Source organism: Secundilactobacillus similis DSM 23365 = JCM 2765, from assembly GCF_001311075.1.
In the GTDB taxonomy this organism is placed as follows: Bacteria; Bacillota; Bacilli; order Lactobacillales; family Lactobacillaceae; genus Secundilactobacillus; species Secundilactobacillus similis.
In genome coordinates this window covers 29,340-45,627 of record NZ_BBAD01000019.1, presented here as the reverse complement: position 1 = coordinate 45,627, position 16,288 = coordinate 29,340, and the positions used below count along the sequence as shown (strand labels likewise).

Annotated in this window: 11 protein-coding genes and 2 pseudogenes; 4 read left to right on the top strand and 9 right to left on the bottom strand. The window is 49.6% G+C overall.

Annotation, left to right across the window (positions count from 1 at the left end; translation table 11 throughout):
- The first annotated feature begins 470 nt into the window (after positions 1-470).
- Positions 471-1,648, top strand: a pseudogene (locus JCM2765_RS06335) (thiolase family protein).
- 61 nt (positions 1,649-1,709) lie between these two features.
- On the opposite strand, the gene JCM2765_RS06330 reads toward JCM2765_RS06335, so the two are convergent.
- On the bottom strand, positions 1,710-2,237 hold the full coding sequence (locus JCM2765_RS06330; RefSeq protein ID WP_263849332.1) for a DNA/RNA nuclease SfsA: 528 nt from the start codon (positions 2,235-2,237) through the stop codon (positions 1,710-1,712).
- Between the two features lie 41 nt (positions 2,238-2,278).
- A complete protein-coding gene (locus JCM2765_RS18030; RefSeq protein ID WP_263849331.1) occupies positions 2,279-2,431 on the bottom strand; it encodes a hypothetical protein in 153 nt (50 codons plus the stop codon).
- An 82-nt stretch (positions 2,432-2,513) separates the two neighbouring features.
- Between JCM2765_RS18030 and JCM2765_RS06325 the strand changes: the two genes are divergently transcribed.
- Together JCM2765_RS06325 and JCM2765_RS06320 are read left to right on the top strand one after the other, a co-directional pair.
- Positions 2,514-3,038, top strand: coding sequence for a GNAT family N-acetyltransferase (locus JCM2765_RS06325; RefSeq protein ID WP_054735080.1), 525 nt, complete (start codon positions 2,514-2,516; stop codon positions 3,036-3,038).
- Between the two features lie 14 nt (positions 3,039-3,052).
- The gene (locus JCM2765_RS06320) at positions 3,053-3,244 is read left to right on the top strand and encodes a hypothetical protein (RefSeq protein WP_156301697.1); all 192 of its coding nucleotides are present in this window, start codon (positions 3,053-3,055) and stop codon (positions 3,242-3,244) included.
- 58 nt (positions 3,245-3,302) lie between these two features.
- Here the strand turns inward: JCM2765_RS06320 and JCM2765_RS18025 are convergent, their stop codons facing one another.
- Genes JCM2765_RS18025 through JCM2765_RS18015 form a run of 4 tightly spaced genes read right to left on the bottom strand, consistent with a single transcriptional unit; the run spans position 3,303 to position 10,504 of the window.
- A complete protein-coding gene (locus JCM2765_RS18025) occupies positions 3,303-4,712 on the bottom strand; it encodes a 3'-5' exonuclease (protein WP_263849330.1) in 1,410 nt (469 codons plus the stop codon).
- Positions 4,646-7,000: a helicase-exonuclease AddAB subunit AddA gene (gene addA / locus JCM2765_RS18020; protein ID WP_225352010.1), complete on the bottom strand. Its 2,355-nt coding sequence runs from the start codon at positions 6,998-7,000 to the stop codon at positions 4,646-4,648. Before addA ends, JCM2765_RS18025 begins: the two co-directional genes overlap by 67 nt.
- Positions 6,987-9,713, bottom strand: coding sequence for a PD-(D/E)XK nuclease family protein (locus JCM2765_RS06310; RefSeq protein WP_225352009.1), 2,727 nt, complete (start codon positions 9,711-9,713; stop codon positions 6,987-6,989). The genes addA and JCM2765_RS06310 overlap by 14 nt, the downstream gene beginning before the upstream one ends.
- Positions 9,701-10,504, bottom strand: coding sequence for a PD-(D/E)XK nuclease family protein (locus tag JCM2765_RS18015; protein WP_225352008.1), 804 nt, complete (start codon positions 10,502-10,504; stop codon positions 9,701-9,703). Before JCM2765_RS18015 ends, JCM2765_RS06310 begins: the two co-directional genes overlap by 13 nt.
- Positions 10,505-10,799: 295 nt before the next feature.
- Between JCM2765_RS18015 and JCM2765_RS06305 the strand changes: the two genes are divergently transcribed.
- On the top strand, positions 10,800-11,969 hold the full coding sequence (locus tag JCM2765_RS06305; RefSeq protein WP_369404046.1) for an MFS transporter: 1,170 nt from the start codon (positions 10,800-10,802) through the stop codon (positions 11,967-11,969).
- A 361-nt stretch (positions 11,970-12,330) separates the two neighbouring features.
- Here the strand turns inward: JCM2765_RS06305 and JCM2765_RS06300 are convergent, their stop codons facing one another.
- From JCM2765_RS06300 to proB, 3 genes and pseudogenes are all read right to left on the bottom strand, one after another.
- A complete protein-coding gene (locus JCM2765_RS06300) occupies positions 12,331-12,675 on the bottom strand; it encodes a hypothetical protein (protein WP_054735069.1) in 345 nt (114 codons plus the stop codon).
- A gap of 966 nt (positions 12,676-13,641) precedes the next feature.
- Positions 13,642-14,885: pseudogene (locus JCM2765_RS06295) on the bottom strand (glutamate-5-semialdehyde dehydrogenase).
- Positions 14,878-15,714 carry a glutamate 5-kinase gene (gene proB, locus JCM2765_RS06290; protein ID WP_054735066.1) on the bottom strand — a complete coding sequence of 279 codons (837 nt, stop codon included), beginning with the start codon at positions 15,712-15,714 and terminating at the stop codon, positions 14,878-14,880. Before proB ends, JCM2765_RS06295 begins: the two are co-directional and overlap by 8 nt.
- Between the last annotated feature and the right edge of the window lie 574 nt (positions 15,715-16,288).

The window sequence follows — 16,288 nt, the reverse complement described above, 5'->3', positions numbered from 1 at the left end:
GGTCTACCAAGTTAATTCTTTTTGAATCAACTCTTAAATTGTATCAAATCTTGTTCAAGTTGTCAACCAGAACTTTTTAAAATCAACGTTTCAAGCAAGTTCGTTATCGGCTGAAGCAACTTTACTAATATATCATCTTAAGCAACTGATGTCAACAACGAATATTTAAATTCTTAATTGGTCCACATCGTTCTTGCCGCTCGCGACAACAGAAATAACTATACCAAGATATCATTGCTTGGTCAACTATTATTTTCATTTTTTGGTATTTTATGAAATCTCACGAAATCAGCTAATCGCGGACTTACTAACAACTGAATTACAGTCGCCATTCTTTGATCACCCTAAACGCGCTTCCTATAATGAAAGAAAAACTAAAATTATCCTTAGATTACCGCGCCAAACAAGACTTTTCCTTTTAAATCATGTATCCTTAGCGAGGTAATCTGAAATAAAGAGGAATTAAAAATATGAATGAAGTTGTCGTTTTAAGTGCTGTTCGAACACCTATTGGCAAAATGGGACGCTCACTCGCACCTTTTTCTGCAGTTGATCTTGGCACGATTGCAGCTAAAGCAGCAATCGATCGGGCACATATTGCTGCCGATACTATTGACCAAGCCATCATCGGCAACGTTCTTCAGGCTGGGTCGGGCCAAAACGTTGCGCGCCAGGTCGCCCTTAATAGCGGACTTTCCGTCACCAGTACCGCAATGACCGTTAATCAAGTCTGTGGTTCAGGTATTAAAGCCATTCGGTTAGCTCAAACCGCTATTATGTTGGGCGATGCCACCACCGTCCTCGTTGGGGGGACAGAAAGTATGTCAAACGTTCCCTACCTATTACCTGATATGCGCCGTGGTCGTCAATATGGTGAAACGAAAGTCCTCGATGGGCTTGAACACGATGGCCTTCGCGATGCATTTTCACAAAAACCGATGGGGATCACCGCTGAGAACGTGGCTGAACAATTTCACGTTTCTCGCGAAGATCAGGACGCCTTTGCACTCCGTTCTCATCAAAATGCCGTTGCAGCCACTCAAGCTGGTAAATTTGACGACGAGTTAGTCCCCATTGAGCTTCCCGGCAAGGCCCCCGTTACCATGACCCAAGACGAACCCATTCGGCCAGACACTTCTATGGCCGCTTTAGGACACCTTCGCCCGGCCTTTCAGACTAACGGAACTGTCACTGCCGGAAACGCCGCTGGTCTTAATGACGGTGCTAGCATGTTAGTTTTAATGGATAAAGTAGCTGCGGATAACGCTGGGTTGACCTACCTCGCCGTTTTAGATGGCTATCAAGAAGTGGGAATCGCCCCTGAAATTATGGGCTATGCGCCTACTACGCTATCTCTAACCTGCTCAGCCAACAAGACCGGCAAATCACCGACATTGACCGCTTTGAGTTAAACGAAGCCTTTGCGGCCCAATCAGTTGCCGTTGCCCGGGACCTTAAGATTCCTGATGACCGTTTAAACGTTAACGGTGGCGCCATTGCGCTGGGCCATCCCGTTGGTGCGTCTGGTGCCCGGATCGTGACGACCCTTGTTCACGAGTTGCACCGTAGTCAGTTAGAAACCGGCGTTGCTGGTATCTGCATTGGCGGTGGCATGGGCATCGCTATGTCGCTACACCGACCTAACTAGTCTCATTCACAATAATCAAAATACGGTGACTGCCAGCATTAGGCAATCACCGTATTTTTGATTACTCGGCACTTTCATGGAATGGCGCTGTTAAATCAACCGTCACTGGTTGCCGCAGCTTCAACGTTGCTGGTGTGACTTCGCAATCAAGCGCAACCACCTGAACGCCCGCAGCAAGCGCATCTTCAATCGCTGCCGCCAACTTCGGCGCCCGTTCACGATAAATGGTCATCGTTTGAACAAAGTCGAGTTGAACTACAAACAGTAACACCGCTTGGTCGCCCGCCTTCACTGCTCGAATCAACTCATTGACGTGCTTAACCGCGCGAACAGTTGGTGCATCCGGGAACGCCGCGATGCCCTCGTTTTCTAAGGTCACCCCTTTAACTTCGATCCAACAGGTCTCGCCCTGAGCTGTTTGACCACAGAAATCCAATCGGGAATCATGATACACTACTTCCGACTGCAACTCTGGTAACTGACCAATTCCCGGCAAAACCAGTGTCCCGTTCGCTTGAGCTTCCTTCACTATCTGATTCGGTGCCTGACTATCAATGTTGATCCAGTGACCTGCTTTTTGAATCGCCACCAAATCATAAGCTGTTTTTCGTGTTGGCTTCGGTTGATAATTTAGTGCGACCTGAACGCGGGATGAAAGAGCTCTTTTCCCCGGCCGGTATTTTTAACGTGCACCGTCACCCGCTCCCCTTCAAGCTCACAGATAGCGATGAAGCGGTTGGGACGTTCGATAAACGTTGCCAATCGGATTGCTTCGTACTCCATGGATATCCTCCTCCCGTCATTTCGTGGTAAACTACCACTTAGACGATTTTGTTATTAATATACCACTTAGGGAGTGATCGTTATCACAACAACTTACCTTCGACGGGCCGTACCAGCTGACCTGCCTGCAATTACCGCAATTATCACCGATGCGAAAGCCTACTTAAAGGCTCAAGGCATCGACCAATGGCAGGACGGCTACCCCGCCGCTGCTGATTTAACGCAGGATATTGATGACGGCATCACCTACGTCCTGAGTGTTGACGATCAGGTCGTTGGGACCGCTGCGCTCCACCAAGGCATCGATGTCGACTACTTGTCAATTGAGGACGGCAGCTGGGTAAACGGCACTGAAGCGCGTTACGCTGCCATCCACCGAATTGCGGTTTCCAGTCAATTTCGAGGTCAGCATCTCTCACGTAACCTGATGAGCGGCCTTTTGACCATCGCTAGTAGCCTCGGCTACCGTGACATCCGCATTGATACGCATCCGGACAACCTAGGTATGCAACACGTCATCACAAGCAACGGCTTTACGCACCGGGGAACGGTCTACATGCATGCCTCGCGCGCTAAGCGTTTCGCTTACCAGTTACTGATCAAATAACCGATTGGAGGTACATGATGACCCCTGCTGACATTCGCGTTCAACTGAAACTTGGCCTTTTATTTACCGTTGGCGTCATTGTTTTAATCGCCATCAGTATTTATCAGATTCGCCACGACCACCGGTTAGATCTGAAAACCACCCTACCGCTCCTCATTGTTGCGATTTTTATGATTGGCGTGTTGGGCATGTTGGTTCAGCTTTAATGATCCCATCAAAAAATACGATGACTGCTACTTGGGCGATCATCGTATTTTTGATTGCTTAAATTTCGACTAACTGGCCCACCGACAACAAATACAAATACCGGTGCGCAACTGGCCGATCCAACATCTTCGACAACGCCAGCGCATACAGGTTCAACTGACCCGCATACCGGTCCTTGATCTTCTCAATGCCAGCGTCACCATCGGCAACGTAGTCCGTCTTGTAATCAAACAGCGTCACCTCACCTTGGTCATCAATGAAGTAGCCGTCAATGATCCCATGAATCAGAATCTTGGCGGTCTCATCTTGGACCGTTTCAAAGACATCGTGGGCGGGCAACAACAGCGAGAACGGTGTCTCGCGATGGTCCGCTTGCGCATGAGCTACTAACTGTTGACCAAAGTCGCTGTCGATCAACCGGGTGATGTTTTCTCGGTCAATCTTCTCACCTACTGCGGCGGTCATGACCTGATTCGTCACCAATGTATCAATTAACTGGTCAATAGCATCCGTTGTTACCGGTTGCGTCAGATCCAGTTTCTGCAACACAAGGTGGGTCGCCGTCCCAATTTCGGTCGGGGTTGGCGCCGTCACCGTTTGCAGAAAGGCAGGTTGGGCAAATTCACGAGTCACGTACCGGTTCCCCTGTGATACCGTCAACGTTGGTTGATAACGGCCGAGTTGGGCCACATCAGGGTCTTCGAACAAGCGCTTCATTTCGGAAACTGACTGGTACGCCGTGGTCTGGGTCTCAGCTTTGTAGCCGTAGTTAAAGTTCAGTACTTGGTTGATCTGATCAACATCGACCGTGGCGTAATCCGTCGTTTCAACCTGCTGTTTGAGGTTAGCCAACCACTGCGCACCCGCTTCCGGATTCTTCTGTGGTCCCATTTCAGCGAGATCGTCTGCTGAATAGAAAGTGATGTCAAACTTGGTTTCATCTGAAGCCAAAGCTGGCAACACCTCATGGTCAGCCGCATCAAACTGAGGATGCCGCATGAGCGCTAACCCGATCCAATCTAAGTAGTTGGTGGTTTTCTCCCGCAACATCGGATTTAACACTAACGTTGATTCCTGATTAGCGGCGGACCAGGCTTGCAGCTTCTTCTCCTGATCCTTGCATGCACCGACAATGTAGAGTCGCTGTTCGGCCCGCGTTAACGCAACGTAGAGCTTCCGCATTTCTTCGGCCAGCGATTCCTTCTTCGTGGCCGTTTTTAAAATAATTTTCGGCAACGTCGGTGCTGTGACTCGGTTTTGCTGGTCGAAGTAGTCGATCCCGATGCCTAGCTGGTTGTTAAGAACCGCCTTGGCATTTAAATCCCGCATGTTGAACTGTTTGGAGGCGTTCAATAAGAAGACTACCGGGAATTCAAGTCCCTTGCTGCCGTGAATCGTCATCACCCGAACAGCATCCGTAGTCGCCTTAGTTTTCGCTTCGGCCAAGTCCTGGTCGTTACGTTGCATCCGTTGAATAAACCGGACGAACTGGAATAAGCCTTAAACCCGTTTTGTTCGTAGTCCGCTGCTCGTTCATACAGGGCATGCAGGTTGGCTTGCCGTTGCGCCCCAGCCGGCATCCCGCCAACGTAGTCCAAGAAGCCAGTCGTTTGGTAGATCTGCCAAATCAACGTGGCTAACGATTGCTGCCGCGCCACCGTCTGGAACGTGGTCAACTGTTCTAAGAAGCGTTGGATCTTTGGCCGCAACGCTTCGGCATACGAATTATCCGCGTATTTTGCGTAATGGGCGATAAAATACTGCACCGCGGTGTAATAGTCATCCCGCTTATCCGTAATTCGGAGGTACGCCAGTTCATTTTCGTTCAGTCCAACGATTGGTGATCGCAGGACCGCCACCAGCGGAATATCCTGGTAGGGATTATCGATCACTTGTAACAACGACATCATGATCTGAACTTCAGTCGTCTTGAAGTAGCTCTGCGCATCGTTGATCTGCACCGGAATATCGGCGCGACCGAACTGGTCTTGAATCTCAAGGTTACTCCCCTTAGATGATGAGAGGATCGCGATATCTTGGTAGGTCATTGGACGCTTTTTGCTAGTTTTCCGATCCCAGATCTCAGTTTTGTCACGAATCAGTTGCTGAATCTTTTGGGCAACTAGGGTCACCTGCCCGGCATCGCCACTTGGGGTTTCGTTCTTCCCACGACTACTTGGGGCGGCCGTGTCATAAATCAGTAATGATGCCACATCGGTCGCAACACCGTCTAGGTCATCCGGGTAAATGTCCCCGTAAGCTAACTTAGCACTCCCCTGATAACTGATTTGGCCCAACTGTTGATCCATGATCTGGGTGAAAATCAGGTTGGTAAAGTCGTCGACATTCTTCATGGAGCGAAAGTTTTCGGCTAACGTGATTTCGGTGCCGGCAGTTTCGTCGGCGCGGTACCGGTTGAATTTGTCTAAAAACAGTTTTGGTTCGGCTAACCGGAACCGGTAGATCGACTGTTTGATGTCCCCCACCATGAAGAGGTTGCCGGGATCATCGTGAGCCAAAGTGGTCACAATGGCTTCTTGCAGTTCGTTGGTATCCTGATATTCGTCCACCATAATTTCGTGGTAGTCCTTGGAGAGTTGTTGACGCACAGCTTCCGCTGCCGGTGAGTCCGCTTGTAAAATCTGTAGCGCAAAGTGCTCGATATCACTAAATTCCCAGACGTGCCGGCGTTGCTTTTCTTGGTGGTAAGCCGTCGCAAACCGGTCCACCACTTCCGCTAACGTTCGCACGAGGTCGCCACTATCGCGCATTGCCGCAACGGTTTCTTGTTCTGGCAATGGCATGAGCTCCGGAATTGATTCTAGCGCTTTTTTGGCGTTGTTCCGGTGTGCCACGTAGCTTGGCTTAATTGCCATGTAAGCTTCATAATCATCGGCCTTTTTTCCAATTGATGGTAGGTGTGGCCAGTTAAACGCAGCCACATTCGCCCGGAACTCATTCCAGCCATAACTCGTCAAATCAAGCGTTGCCAGTTGATCCATCAACGTTGCAATGTAATCACTCGCTTTTTTAACCTGCGCTTGTTCCGCCAAATCAGCCGCTGCCTGCAATTCCGTTGCAATCTCCTGCAATTGGGCTTGAATCAACGGCATCAGTTGTTCTTGAACGATTGGTGTCCGCATCAAGCTCCCCTTCACCGCGTAAGGGTCAGCCAGGTGCTGCAACCACGCTTTGGGATCGGGCTTCGACCCCATAAAGTTAAACACCTGATCGACCACGTCAGTTAACCCGTCATCGGACCGGTCGTTAGAAAAGTTCATCACTAACCGCTTAAAAGCATCGTTCGTATCATCTTGATAGAGCTGTTCCCGCACGTCTTGCCAAACCGATTCCCGCAGTAACGCACTCTCAGCTTGATCACCTAAAATACGGAAAACCGGATCCAAATCGATCAAGTAGTAATACCGTTCAACGATTTGTTGACAAAAGGCATCCAGCGTACTGATCGACGCCACTGGTAACACCGCCAATTGGCGACTCAGATACCGTTGTTCCTCCGCATTTGCCTTGCTGATCTGCTTGTGCAACGCCGTTTCGATTCGATCCTTCATTTCCTTAGCCGCCGCCCGGGTAAACGTCACGATCAACAGGTGTTCTAAGCTTTCGTGTGCCAGCACCATATTGATCACCCGGTCGACCAGTACCCGCGTCTTACCAGAACCTGCTGAGGCAGACACTAATAGGTTCGTGCCGTGAGTGTTTAGCACTTGTTGTTGACTGTCAGTGTACTCCATTATGGTTCGCCTCCGCTTGTAGTTTTTCTTGAATCAGTTTTAAAACAGCTTCCTTATTCGTTGTTGACGTCAACAAATGATAATTATTCTCCGGCAACATCGGGTCGAACTGCATAATCGATTTGTATGGCGAGTTCGTTAACGCGGTTTTTTGATCCGATTGTTTGAATGGATTCAGTTGAATCTGGCCGGCAAAGATGTCCTTGCCCGCTTCTTGGATCTTATATTCGGTATAGCGTAAGAGGTCTTCTAACTGGTCGCGGGTGACTAATGAATTCCCCTTTCTCAGACCGCCACCCTGATTAAATTTGAATGAATAAACCCGAGCCTCTTCCCCCGCCTTTAACTCTGGTTCCAATTCATGCAACAGTTGTTCATCCGACACCAACACGCCAGTATAGCGTTCCTTCTTCAACAGTGCCGCCACCATGTCCTGCTCAAACTCATTGGGCTTGAACCGTGGATTCTGCAAATGCAGGTACACCGCTCCCGCCAACTGCGCTTGATCATCGTCCGTCAACAGTGCCATGTTGCGCTGCACCACGTCGAGGTAGGTCATCATCTGCATCGCAAGGCCCTCGTAGATTTGGTCGAATTCAACTTTGCGTTCACTTGATTTATAATCCACGATGCCCACGTACTCGTTGTTCGGCAACTGCATGGTATCCACCCGGTCGATTTTCCCGCGAACCCGAATCTTACGTCGATCATCGAGATCGAATTCCAAGGCCGGTAAGCCACTTTCACTTCCCACGTGTCCAAACAGCACTTCCGTCTTCTTGGCCCGCATCGGCGTATAACGACTTTGTTGCTGGAACGTGTTCGCCATTTGCTGAATGACCGCGATCAACTGACTCTTGATGTACTGCATCCGTGCGCTACTGTTCAGCACCGCGTACTGTAAGTTATGCGGATCGTTTAAAATGACCTGCGTGACTTCATCCACTAACTGGAACCGTTGTTGGTCGTCCAGGTTAGCAAGGTCAATGTGTTCGGCATTGACCCGCTTCATCAGCATATCCAACGCCGCGTGGAAGAACTCACCGGTGTTAGCTGGTGACAGTTCAAACTCGTCTCGTTCGCGGAGTTTGAGGCCGTATTTTAAGAAATAGGCGTACTGGTTTCGGTAGAACTCTTCCAGCTTGGAAATGGAACTATCGATTGTTGTGCCATATAAGCCGGTCACAATGTCTTCGTTCAGCTTTCCCGGTTCGTTACGGTAAGCGATACTGCCCAGCAATTTATCCGTCAACGGATCCGTACGGAGTTGCTGGTAAACGTACTGCCAGGCCAGGCTCAGTGGCTGACTGTGTTCACGGCTCGCATTGCTGACCTGAACCAGGTGTCGTAACGTTGCTCGCCGGGCCCCCAGATAGGGCTGCAGATCATCCGTTGTCACATCTGGGGTTGCGGTGTGGTCAACGATTGGAATCTGGAACTGCTCGCGCAACCGGTCCACGTAAGGACTCAACTGATTTTGCGCATCATCCCCCGCGTTCATTGGGAAGGTGAAGACTAACCGGTCACTCGCCGTCATCAGCGCCAAGTAGTTCAGATAGGGTTCGCCTTGAAGGGTCAAAATACCGCCATCGTTCAGGTAAGCCCCCTCCGGTAATTCGAGTTTCTGCCGGTCTTGATCGTTCAATAGATGGGTTGGCAACGTCGTATCCGGCATTACCTTATCCGTTGCGCCGATCATAAACGTGATTTTCCGGTTATTCATCTGGATGATCCCACTTTCAGAGATCGTCACTTGATCCAACGTTGACGGAATTTGGGAATAGTTTGCCCCCGCAAAACCGGCTTGAAGTAGCGCTAAGAAGTCCGGTTCGGAGAAGATCCGGTCACCTAAAATCGTCACGTATTCATCTAATAGGTCGCAAAAAGTCTGCCAAGTTTGTTCGGGTTGGCCGGCTTGCACGAGGTCACCAGCTTCAATTGCAGCGTCCCGCCAAGCAATCAACTGGTCAACGACCCCCGCCTTCGTCAAAAAGGTCACCAGCACTTTAGCAGCTTCCCGACCGTTTTTCACGCGATCAAGTTGCCGGTAAAACGGGACTAACGTTTCGCGAACGAAATCGTGGATGCCGTTGATTTGGGCACTCACCGCTTGGTCCGCATCCGTTTGCGTGCCCAAGTCATCCGTTTGGAGCCGGGCGTAAGGCCACGGTTCCTTTTGCGTCCACTTAGATCCTTGACAACCCAGTTTTAACACCCAGTTTTCGGTTTTAAACAGTGCTTCTCGAAAATCAGCAACCGACCACGTCTTTGGCAACAGCAACTCCGTCTTGAGTAACCGCATCACGTCAGCGTACTGGAAGTGCCGTCGTTTGATTTCAAACAACGCCGTGATCAGCTCAACTAACGGGTGGTCCACCATCGATTGTTGCACGTCACTAAAGTAGGGAATCTCCTGCGCGTTCATAATCGGCGCCAAGATGTTTTCATAGCTGTCCAAATGCCGCGTCAAAATCAAGAAGTCCCGGTAACGGTACCCCTCTTGGGTCACTAGTTGACGAATCATCGCCGCCACCCGCGCCACTTCGGCGTACCGGTTATCGGCTTGAATAATCGTCACCGACTTCGGGTCAGCTAACGGTGCTGCTGGCTGGGCTTGTTCACCACCCGCTAACACCTGCCAGAACGATTCTACTCGCTGTAAATCTGCGGACACTCGAGGCTGAGTCGCGACCACGTCAGTCAGTACCGGCACTTGTAGCGCTCGAGCCGTTTGGTAAACCCGCGTGTAAGTGCGAGCGGCTGGTAAAACAGACTCTGGGTCGAAACGTCGTCCATCGTTGGTGTGCCGTGATCTAAAATCAGCGCGATCTTGACTTCCGCCGCCCGCTGCATCAACGTCGTCAGCAGCTTCATTTCCTGCGCCGAGAATTGATTTTGCGAAAACCCGTCAAAGTAAAAGTGCGCGTGTGACAGATCCACGTTTTCCAAATACCCGCTTAATTGGTTCAATAGATCCGTATTCGCCACGTATTTGTTCATCATCGCCGTTTCAAAACTATCGTAGATTAGCACCAAATCGTGGAGTTTGGCATCCAGATCTGCACTACTCCCCGTTAGCTTTTCGGCAACCTGGGTCAAATCAGTCACACTGACTTGCCCCGTCTTCAACTCCAATAATTGACGGGTCAGCAAACTGATAAAGCCCGGTCGATCCGCTTCACCGCTGAACAACCGCAGTTCGTTTTGATGATCTAAAATTGCCTGATACACCAACATGTTCAAGCCCGCTTCGGAGATTCGTGGTAACTGATAGGCGGGTTCATCCTTCATGAAAAACCAGGCCAACCGGGTCAGTGACAGCACTTGAACGGCTGATTGCGCATAAGCCGTTTCATGACTGCCAGCTAAAGTTGCTAACCGATCAAGTACCTGAACTTCTGATTCAAACTTAATGTGATTCGGGACGAGGTAGTAAAACTGATCATCAGGGTGATCGAGATTCGCCTTCGATAACGCCGCCAAGAGCGTTGCCTGATGGTCCACGCTGCTTTGCCAATTACAAACTGCAGGGTCATGTTGTCCGCACCTTTCCTTCTCGTTAAATTAGTCTTATTTTACCACAGTGAACGTGTGTTCGACTGTCGTTTTGGGCGATTGTTTCACATGAAACATCGCCGTTAAGTACTTATCATTACTGCTAACGTCACGCTTAATTAGATGATTTTAGACTATTTTCAGTAACAACCTGTTATGATGGCTTACTCGTTGCCGTTACCCGACTCTTCCTTAACCATTTTCAGTTAGTGGTATACTAATAATCATTACTTTCTGAAAGAAGTTGTCCCCTTTGGCAAAAACGAACCGCATTTTCAACCGAGATACCACTTTAATTTTATTGGGCAGCTTTTGCTATATGTCTAATTCGATGTTGGTCAATCCGCTCATCGTCGGCTTCACAACTAGCTTAGGCGAATCCGCCGTCGTTGCCGGCCTGATTGCCGCCATGATGAACCTCACCAGCCTCGTCTTTCGCCCATTTGCCGGTCAAGTGACGGACCGGGTGTCCAAATACCGCCTAGCGCTGATTGGCGGCATCTTACTGTTAGTTGCCGCAATCGGCTACGTCATTGCCATCAGTGGTTGGATGCTGATCATCGTCCGAATCATTAACGGACTGGGCTTTGCGCTCTGTTCAATCTGTATGGCCACCTGGTTGGCTGGCTTACTTCCTCGTGATCGCATTGGCGCCGGAATGGGCTACTACGGCATGATGAATGCGTTGGGCATGGCCGTCGCGCCCGCCCTTGGGATTTTTATGTATCAGCATTTTGGCTATCGCGTCGCCTTCATGTGCGCCGTTGTCCTGTCCGGTCTTTTGCTGATCATGATTCAATTTATCAGCGACCACGGTGAACCACTCCCTCAACCAGACAAAGCAACGAAACCACACCACCTGATTCAGCGCCAAGTTGTCCCCGTGGCGATCATGATTATGCTGTTGGCGATTCCCTACTTTGCCACGCAATCTTACCTCGTTGAGTACGTCGCCAGTCGGCATTTTCACGTCATGGTCGGGAGCTTTTTCCTCATCTACGCGGTGATCTTGCTGGTTCTACGGTTAGGGTTGAAGGACTACTTTGACCGCCTCCCCTACCGGTACTTTTTACTGGCGGGACTGATCGCCAACTTGGTTGGGATGATTGGGATGACTTACCTGTTCAATAACTGGATGATGCTGATAGCAGCCGCCGGATTGGCCGGTGGTTACGGCGTCATGTACTCCGTTTGTCAGGCAACAAGTTTGCTGATTGCGCCCTTGGAGGAACAGGGACTGGCCAACGCCACGTTCTACATCGGCATGGATTCAGGTATGGTCTTGGGTCCGGTGATCGGTGGTGGCTTGTTTGATTTTCTGCCGCACAGTCTGTTTTACCCGGCGTTGATGCTGACGGTGCCGTTGGTGATTCTGGTTTACGTGATTTATCATCGGCAGTTGGCAACGCAGTAGGTAAAAATCGTGACTAACTACAAGTTAAACGCCCCTCACGAATGCTATTTCAAGCATTCGTGAGGGGCGTTTTTTGAACCAAGTTGGTTGGTAGCCGAAACGTGTTCCACAGGGCAGAAAGCTGCACCTAAGTTACTTCCACCACAACCCTCAAAAACGGGAAATTGTGGCAAAAGAGTCTTATAGATTGTGGATTTCTTTGTGGCTGATATTACTTAACCGTACTCATGTCCTCGAGACTAAACGTGCGCCATAGGGCAGAGAGTTGCACCTAAGCTACTTCCACCACAAACCCCAAAAATCGGGGTTTCTGGCGGAAGTAACTTAGGCTCCACTCTCTAACCGCCCTATTCTGCACTCTCTAATTTTCTTCAATCCGATTCTCCCGCAACACCTCGTTCGTGTAGTGTTCCAAATCGGCTAAAACTTCTGGATTGTCGCTTTCTTGAGCCGCCTGATTTTCGGCGATTGCCCACTTAGCTAAATTATCCGTAATTGGCACAATGTCTTGGAGAATATGCATGCTAGCTTGGTCTTGATGAACGTTTTGAATTTCTTTAAAGCTTTCATAATCAGTGATCAACCGCAAAGCATCCCCGCTCGCTAACTCTGTCGATTCAAAAATCACAAAGTGCGAATTGCGGTTCGCTTCATCCATCTGGGTCTTCAGCACCGATAGCTGTTCCGGATTCGTCTTAATTGTCACGGCGCCATCACTCCTTTTCGGTCTAGTGTACCAAATTTCAACCCTTGAAACGAGTGGTGTTGGGTAGATTTAACTAAAATATTGACGTTTTGGATTAACTTACGTTTGTGTCCAGCGTAAGCATTAAGCATCATTGATGTGAGTTTGTAAAATGTGATTTGCGTGAACTGGCGATTTCGGTCAGCGACTAGGTTCCAGCTGTGGGGCCGGCCTGAGCCAAAGGGCGGTCTCAGTCCTCAACTTGAAGCCTCGCCAAAAACCGCGCGAGTCTTCAAGTTGTCCCCGATAATTGGCGGTTGTTGGAAGTTCGTCAACAACCACCAATTATCGCGACACAGCTTCCACCTAGTCGCTGACCGGAATCTCATATTGCGCAATTCGACACTATCGCAGAACATCTCAAAACGCGTTGAACAGCAACGCTACTTCGTCAAATCAGCATAAGCGCAACGTTAAACTGATGAAGTTCAGAATCACGCAACCATTGACTCATTGTGGTTACTGAACATTGACTACAATCGTTTCTTGCGGTTACTGAACGTTAATTACAATTTTTTCTGTGGTTGCTGAGTTACCATCTAGCGTTGCTTATTACACGGTTTCGTCAGTTTCAGAATGTGACAGTCAGAGATTCTAGTTGCCAACAGCACACTATGTAGCGGGAGGCGGAGGCGCGCGAGGCTCAGCAGTGTCGGTATGACTTGGGCAGTCGCGCCTCGTGGGGTTCGAGGTGCGAGTGCCTTAGTCATACGCGGGTCCGGAGAGATCCGGCATGGGCGGTTTTTGCCCATTCCTAGCTCGTAGGCCCGCCACTGCGTTCCAGCCTCGCATAGCGCCGGAGCCTCCCGCGGCATCTTCCCACTATAGAAACCCAGAATCATTTCACAAACTAAATATGCTTACGCTGGACACAAACGACAACAAAAAACACCCAAACAACTCACGTTCAGGTGTCAGTTAACATTATTACTTTCTCACTTGCCCATCGCCATAAATAATATACTTAGTCGATGTCAGTTCATTAAGCCCCATTGGTCCGCGAGCATGCAATTTCTGCGTGCTAATCCCGATTTCAGCACCGAAACCGAATTCGAAGCCGTCGGTAAAGCGGGTTGACGCGTTGATGTAAACACAGGCTGCGTCGATTTGCTGTAAGAACCGTTGGCCGTTTTGATAGTTATCGGTAATGATGGCCTCAGAGTGCTTCGTGTTGTGGGCGTTGATATGGGCGATGGCTTCTGCTTCAGAATCGACCACTTTAACGGCCATGATGAGGTCGTTATATTCTTCGTCCCAGTCGGCATCCGTTGCCGCAACCATGTCTGGTACGATTGCACAAGCGCGGTCATCGCCCCGTAATTGAACGCCTTGATCACGCAGGCGGCCGCAATCGCTGGTAAATAATCCGCCGCAACGGCACTATGGATCACCAATTTTTCAGCCGCATTGCAGACCGATGGCCGTTGCACCTTAGCGTTAACCGTGATATCGATGGCCATCTGGAGTTCCGCAAATTCATCCACGTAGATGTGACAATTGCCGGCGCCGGTTTCGATCACAGGTACCTTTGCTTGTTGCACGACCCGTTGGATCAACCCACGGCCGCCACGAGGAATCAACACGTCCAAGTAGCCCGTCAACGCCATCATTTCACTCGCCGTTTCGTGGGAGGTATCGTGAACGAGTTGAATCGCATTGGCGTCCACGCCGTTATCCGTCAACGCTTGGCGGAGCACGTCACTCACCGCAATGTTGGTTTGGATGGCTTCCTTACCACCACGTAACATCACAGCGTTCCCACTCTTAAAACAGAGTGCTGCCGCATCCGCGGTCACGTTTGGCCGGGCTTCAAAGATAATGCCGATAACGCCGAGTGGCACCCGTTGCTTACCGATCATTAAGCCGGCTTCGTTCTTCCACATCTTATCGACACTCCCAATTGGGTCTGGCAACTGGGCGACTTGGCGCATGCCTTCAGCCATCGCTTCGATGCGGTCTGCCGTTAAGGTCAACCGATCAACGAAGCTTTCCTTCAGGTCCGTAGCTGATGTCAAATCCGCCTGATTGGCCGCCAAGATAACGTCTTGGTGGTCAACTAACGCTTGCGCCATCGCCGTTAAACCGGCATTTCGTTGCGTCGTTGATAACTGGGCCAATTGGGTTTCCGCTGTTTGGGCAGCTTGCCCCATCGTTGTTAAGTCACTAGCCATTTTTAACCGCTCCCTTCTGTTCGGGGGTGAACCAGGTTCCAATTGGGTCACCATTCAAGATGTCTAAGATAATTGCTGGATCGGCCCCACTGGCTAAAATCATCTGCCGTTGGTCCGCCAACATCAGTTCCGCTGCTGTGAGTTTGGTGATCATACCACCAGTGCCATACATACTGCCCTTCCCGCCAGCGACCGCGTACGTTTCGTCGTCGATCGTATGGATCGTTGGGATGATCTTGGCATCTGGGTGGGTCATCGGGTTAGCATCGTAAAAGCCTTCAATATCCGATAACATGATCAATAAATCGGCTTCCGTCCGGGTGGCGACAATGGCTGACAGTTGGTCGTTATCACCAAACTTGGTCCGGTGATCCATTTCGTCCACGGCAACGGAGTCGTTTTCATTGACGATTGGTACAATGTGCATCTTCAAGAGGCGGTCGAAAGTATCCAGCGCATGTTGCGTGCTAGCCGGAAAATCGAACACATCGTGCGTCAGCAACAGTTGCCCAATCGTTTGATTATAGTGGTTAAACCGCTGATTAAACAGCGTGATCAGCTTACTTTGCCCAATCGCAGCCAGCGCCTGTTGCGCTGAAATGTCCTTGGGTCGCTCTCCCAACCGGAGTGCATTCAAGCCAACGCCAATCGCACCAGAAGAAACGAGAATAACCTCCTTACCCTGACCGCAGAGCGTACTTAATACGAAGGCCAGTTGGTCGATCGCGTTTAAGTTCAAACCGCCGCTCGGGTAAACCAAGGTGCTCGTCCCCACTTTAACGACCAAGCGTTTGACGTTCATCTTCCGTTTGTTGAGCTGTTTATCCATAAGTTGTCCCATCCTTTGTCTATGCTAAGGTCCTCGACTGTTGGTACTCCGTTAATGAGTGCCAGTCAAACCAGCTAATCAAATTATCATATCTTGAGTAACTGGCTTCAGCAACAATTATTGCTTACTTTAACGGAATTAACAACTAATTTCTCCCGAATTCTACTATAAAGGTCCTTAAAACTGTGTGAGAGCTGACAGTATTTAAATTAAAAAAGTTTAATCTTTCCCCTTGACTTTTAATTTAAAGCGGTTATGATTAGTCACATAAACATGTTTCACACATATCACATATTTCAATATAGTTCGATAAAGACTATGCGTAGAAGAGTAGTCGTTAGTCAAGTTCTCAGGGAGCCTCAGTAAGTGCGACGAGGTAGCGGATCTAACGATGAAAGTAATCTACAAGTCGTGACCGCGACGGCAACGAAGTGGTCACTGGGAGTGCGCCCATTACAGCAATGAAGTATCGTCGACAGACCGCGCATCTGTAGGCCGTACTTTCTAAGCCAGTCATCGTGAGGTGATTGGAAATTAAGGTGGTAACACGTCAATTAACACGTCCTTAGCAATT

Coding starts and splice junctions, on each gene's coding strand:
- JCM2765_RS06320 (WP_156301697.1), top strand. CDS start 3,053: ATGATGACCCCTGCTGACATTCGCGTTCAACTGAAACTTGGCCTTTTA.
- JCM2765_RS18030 (WP_263849331.1), bottom strand. CDS start 2,431: ATGGAGTACGAAGCAATCCGATTGGCAACGTTTATCGAACGTCCCAAC.
- JCM2765_RS18025 (WP_263849330.1), bottom strand. CDS start 4,712: ATGCAACGTAACGACCAGGACTTGGCCGAAGCGAAAACTAAGGCGACT.
- proB (WP_054735066.1), bottom strand. CDS start 15,714: ATGGATAAACAGCTCAACAAACGGAAGATGAACGTCAAACGCTTGGTC.
- addA (WP_225352010.1), bottom strand. CDS start 7,000: ATGGAGTACACTGACAGTCAACAACAAGTGCTAAACACTCACGGCACG.